General features: G+C 64.2%; 3 protein-coding genes. 2 read left to right on the top strand and 1 reads right to left on the bottom strand.

What is annotated here, in order from left to right; translation table 11 throughout:
- Together RMO57_RS05730 and RMO57_RS05725 are read left to right on the top strand one after the other, a co-directional pair.
- Window positions 1-2,106: glutamate synthase-related protein (locus tag RMO57_RS05730; RefSeq protein ID WP_310385034.1), on the top strand; the 2,106-nt coding region annotated here is incomplete at its 5' end.
- A gap of 15 nt (window positions 2,107-2,121) precedes the next feature.
- On the top strand, window positions 2,122-3,597 hold the full coding sequence (locus RMO57_RS05725; RefSeq protein ID WP_310385032.1) for a glutamate synthase subunit beta: 1,476 nt from the start codon (window positions 2,122-2,124) through the stop codon (window positions 3,595-3,597).
- 97 nt (window positions 3,598-3,694) lie between these two features.
- Here the strand turns inward: RMO57_RS05725 and RMO57_RS05720 are convergent.
- The coding region (locus RMO57_RS05720) for a pilus assembly protein (RefSeq protein ID WP_310385030.1) at window positions 3,695-4,714 on the bottom strand (1,020 nt) is incomplete at its 5' end.

The following is a 4,714-nucleotide window of genomic DNA, read 5'->3' as shown; positions in this document are numbered from 1 at the left end:
GAGCCGGCCAGCGAAATCGTCAAGCGCTTTGCCACTGGCGCGATGTCGCTCGGCTCGATCAGCACGGAGGCCCACACCACCCTGGCCGTGGCCATGAACCGCATCGGCGGCAAGAGCAATACGGGCGAGGGCGGCGAAGATCCGGCGCGGTACCGCAACGAGTTGAAGGGCATTGCCATCACCGACGGCACCAGGATCAGCGACGTCATCGGTGCCAACGTGATCGCAGCCGACTACGCGCTCAAGGCCGGCGACAGCCTGCGCAGCAAGATCAAGCAGGTGGCCTCGGGCCGCTTCGGCGTGACCACGGAGTACCTGGTGAGTGCCGACCAGCTGCAGATCAAGATGGCCCAGGGCGCCAAGCCGGGCGAGGGCGGCCAGTTGCCGGGCGGCAAGGTCAGCGAGTACATCGGCATGTTGCGCTACTCGGTGCCAGGCGTCGGCCTCATCAGCCCGCCGCCGCACCACGACATCTATTCGATCGAAGACCTGGCGCAGTTGATCCACGACTTGAAGAACGCCAACCCACGTGCGTCGGTCAGTGTCAAGCTGGTCAGTGAAGTCGGCGTCGGCACCATTGCCGCGGGCGTGGCCAAGTGCAAGGCCGACCACGTCGTCATCGCCGGCCATGACGGCGGCACCGGCGCCTCGCCCTGGTCGTCGATCAAGCATGCCGGCACGCCCTGGGAGCTGGGCCTGGCCGAGACCCAGCAGACCCTGGTGCTGAACCGTCTGCGCGGCCGCGTGCGCGTGCAGGCCGACGGCCAGATGAAGACCGGCCGTGACGTTGTCGTCGGCGCACTCTTGGGTGCCGATGAGTTCGGTTTCGCCACCGCGCCGCTGGTCGCCGAGGGCTGCATCATGATGCGCAAATGCCATCTGAATACCTGCCCGGTCGGCGTGGCGACGCAGGATCCGGTCTTGCGTGCCAAGTTCACCGGCCGGCCCGAGCATGTGGTCAATTTCTTCTTCTTCATCGCTGAAGAAGCGCGTCAGATCATGGCCCAACTGGGCATGCGCAAGTTCGACGAGTTGATCGGCCGCAGCGACCTGCTCGACACCAAAAAAGGCATCTCGCACTGGAAGGCCAAGGGGCTGGACTTCTCCCGCGTCTTCCATCGCCCGGTCTTGCCGGCCGATGTGGCGCGCATCCACAACGATGTGCAAGAACATGGCCTGGAGCGCGCACTCGACGTCAAGCTGATCGAGAAATGCTTGCCCGCTTTCGAGAAGGGCGAGAAGGTTCAGTTCATGCAGGAGGTGACGAATGTGCGTCGCACCGTCGGCGCGATGCTGTCGGGCGAGCTGATTCGCCGCCGCCCCGAGGGCCTGCCGGACCAAACCATCTTTATCCAGATGGAGGGCACCGGCGGCCAGAGCTACGGCGCTTTCCTGGCGCAGGGCATTACCTTCTACTTGATCGGTGACGCGAACGACTACACCGGCAAGGGCCTTTCGGGTGGCCGCATCGTGGTGCGCCCCAGCATCGATTTCCGTGGCGACGCGACCCAGAACATCATCGTCGGCAACACCGTTTTGTACGGCGCCACCCGCGGTGAGGCCTTCTTCCGCGGTGTGGCCGGCGAGCGCTTTGCGGTGCGGCTGTCGGGCGCCTCGGCGGTGGTCGAAGGCACCGGCGACCATGGTTGTGAATACATGACGGGCGGCACCGTCGTGGTCTTGGGCAAGACCGGCCGTAACTTCGACGCCGGCATGAGCGGCGGCATCGCCTACGTCTATGACGAGGACGGCTTGTTTGCCAAGCGCTGCAACCCGTCCATGGTTGCTTTGGACAAGCTCTTGCCCGCAGCCGAGCAAGAAGCCACGGTCGACCGTGCGATCTGGCATCACTTGGCTGGTTTGGCAAATGCAGCGCCGCAGACCGACGAAGCGATCCTGAAGAAGATGCTGGAAGACCACCATCGCTGGACCGGCAGCCAGCGCGCCCGCGATCTGCTCGACCACTGGGCCGTGTCGCGCGCCAAGTTCGTCAAGGTGTTCCCGCACGAATACCGCCGCGCGCTGGGCGAAATGCACGCCGCCAAACAGGCCGTCGAAACCATTGAACAAGCCAAGTCGCCGGTCAGCAAGCCGGTCAAGGCATAAGGGGGAGAGAGAGTCATGGGAAAATACACCGGCTTCATGGAAATCGAGCGTCTGGAAGAGGGCTACGAGCCCATCAGCGCGCGGGTCAAGAACTACAAGGAATTCGTCATCGGCCTGAACGCCGATCAGGCCAAGCTGCAAAGCGCGCGCTGCATGGACTGCGGCACGCCGTTCTGCAACAGCGGCTGCCCGGTCAACAACATCATTCCGGACTTCAACGACCTGGTCTATCAAGGCGACTGGGCCAATGCCATCACCGTGCTGCACAGCACCAACAACTTCCCCGAGTTCACCGGCCGCATCTGCCCCGCACCTTGCGAGGCCGCCTGCACGCTGAACGTCAACGACGACGCGGTCGGCATCAAGTCGATCGAGCATGCCATCATCGACCGCGCCTGGGCCGAGGGCTGGGTCAAGCCGGTGCTGCCAAAGCACAAGACCGGCAAAACGGTCGCCATCGTCGGCTCCGGCCCGGCCGGCATGGCGGCGGCCCAGCAGCTGGCGCGGGCCGGCCATAGCGTGACGCTGTTCGAGAAGAACGACCGCGTCGGCGGCCTGCTGCGATATGGCATCCCCGACTTCAAGATGGAGAAGAGCCATATCGACCGCCGCGTCGCGCAGATGGAGGCCGAGGGCGTGGTCTTCCGCACCGGCGTGCTGGTCGGCACGCTGCCGGCCCAAGGACCGGAAAGCAAGGTCACCAACTGGGCCAAAGAGAGCATCAGCCCGGACGAGCTGAAGGCGCAATTCGACGCCGTACTGCTGACCGGCGGCGCCGAGAGTTCGCGCGATCTGCCGATGCCGGGCCGTGAGCTGAGCGGCATCCATTTCGCGATGGAGTTCCTGCCGCAGCAGAACAAGGTCAATGCGGGTGACAAGCTGAAGGGCCAACTGCGTGCCGACGGCAAGCATGTGGTTGTCATCGGCGGTGGCGACACCGGCAGCGATTGCGTGGGAACGAGCAACCGCCACGGCGCCAAGAGCGTGACCCAGTTCGAGGTGATGCCGCAGCCGCCTGCAGAAGAGGACCGGCCGATGACCTGGCCTTATTGGCCGCTGAAGCTGCGCACCTCCAGCAGCCACGAAGAAGGCTGCGAGCGCGAGTTCGCGATCTCGACCAAGGAGTTCCTCGGTGAGAAAGGCAAGCTGACCGGCGTGAAAACCGTGCGAGTCGAATGGCAGGGCGGCAGACCAGTGGAAGTGGCCGGCTCCGAGCAGATTTTGAAGGCCGATCTGGTCTTCCTGGCGATGGGTTTTGTAGCACCTGTCGCGGCGGTGCTGGATGCCTTTGGTGTCGCCAAGGACGCGCGCGGCAATGCCAAGGCGACGACCGAATTCACGGGCGGCTACCAGACCAATGTTGCCAAGGTTTTCGCCGCCGGCGATATGCGGCGCGGTCAGTCCTTGGTGGTGTGGGCGATCCGTGAAGGCCGCCAAGCGGCGCGCGCGGTGGATGAGTTCTTGATGGGCGGGAGTGATTTGCCGCGCTGATGCGGGCGTTTGGCCGGTTCGCCGGCCATGAAGAAAGCCACCCTCGGGTGGCTTTCTTGTTGGCGGGCACCCGAGAGTGGCTCTGCTGCGTCGAGGGTCAGTTGGTCTGCGGTATTTCACGCCAGTTGAGGCGGCGCACGCCAAGGCCCGAGGCGGGATTGATCTTCACCGGCTGTGACTTGCAACCGTCAGCGTCGCAGACCGTTGGAACGACGTAAGGGTTGCCTTTGTAGCTGTACCAATCGATGTTGGGCACCAAGCCCGCAAAGTCCAAATAGGCCTGCTTGCTCGGCAGCGCCGACACGCCAGTACCCAGATCGATGGCGTAGACGCGCGAGTTGCCGCCGGGTTTGCATACATCGCTCGAGGTCGGCGCGATGCTGGTGAAGGCAACGATGCCGTAAAACGCGATCGGGTCGTCGATCACGCGCCAGCCCGGCCCGGCGCCGATCGCGCCGAGATCAATGTACCAACCGATCTGGGTTGAGAGATTGAGCACAATCCCGGTTTGCAGATCGCTCAGTTGTTTCAGCTTGCTGCGCACGATCGGATAACTGATGCCGGGCGGGAGGGTCGTGGCTTGCCCGAAGCGCGCTGCCGTACCGTCAATGATGGCGAACAGGGTTTGGCCCTGCGAGCTGCTGATGTCATTGGCATGCAGCAGGCGGCCCGTGCCGACGGTCACGAAGCGCCGGTTCGTACCCGGCTGAACCATCGGCGTGACGCGTGACGTGATTGGCAGTGCCTTGTCGTTCGAATCTTTCAACTGGGCCAGATGCAGCGGCGCGGGATAGTTGCCGTCGGTGGCTGTGACGTCCACACGCCAGACATTGCCCAGCAGGTCGCCGGCATACAGCGAGTCGGCCGTGCCGTCGGTCAGGTCCAGCACGAAGCCCTGGACGTGCGCCAAGCCCGCCGGTGCGGTCGGCTCGCCGGCCCCCGTGTCCAGTTTCAAGATCCGCTCGCCGGTACGGGCGTTGAGGATGAAGATATAGCCTTTGCCATCGCTGTTGTTGTAGCCCGAGCCGATGACGACGACCCAGCCATAGGCGCGGGTCTTCAGGATGGTCGGCTGCCCATAGGTGTAGCCGAGATCGGGGTCGGTGAACTCCCACAG

Origin of the sequence: Roseateles sp. (genome assembly GCF_031397715.1) — a bacterium.
Classification (GTDB): Bacteria; Pseudomonadota; Gammaproteobacteria; order Burkholderiales; family Burkholderiaceae_C; genus Paucibacter_A.
This window is presented reverse-complemented; position numbering and strand designations above follow the sequence as displayed.

Coding starts and splice junctions, on each gene's coding strand:
- RMO57_RS05725 (WP_310385032.1), top strand. CDS start 2,122: ATGGGAAAATACACCGGCTTCATGGAAATCGAGCGTCTGGAAGAGGGC.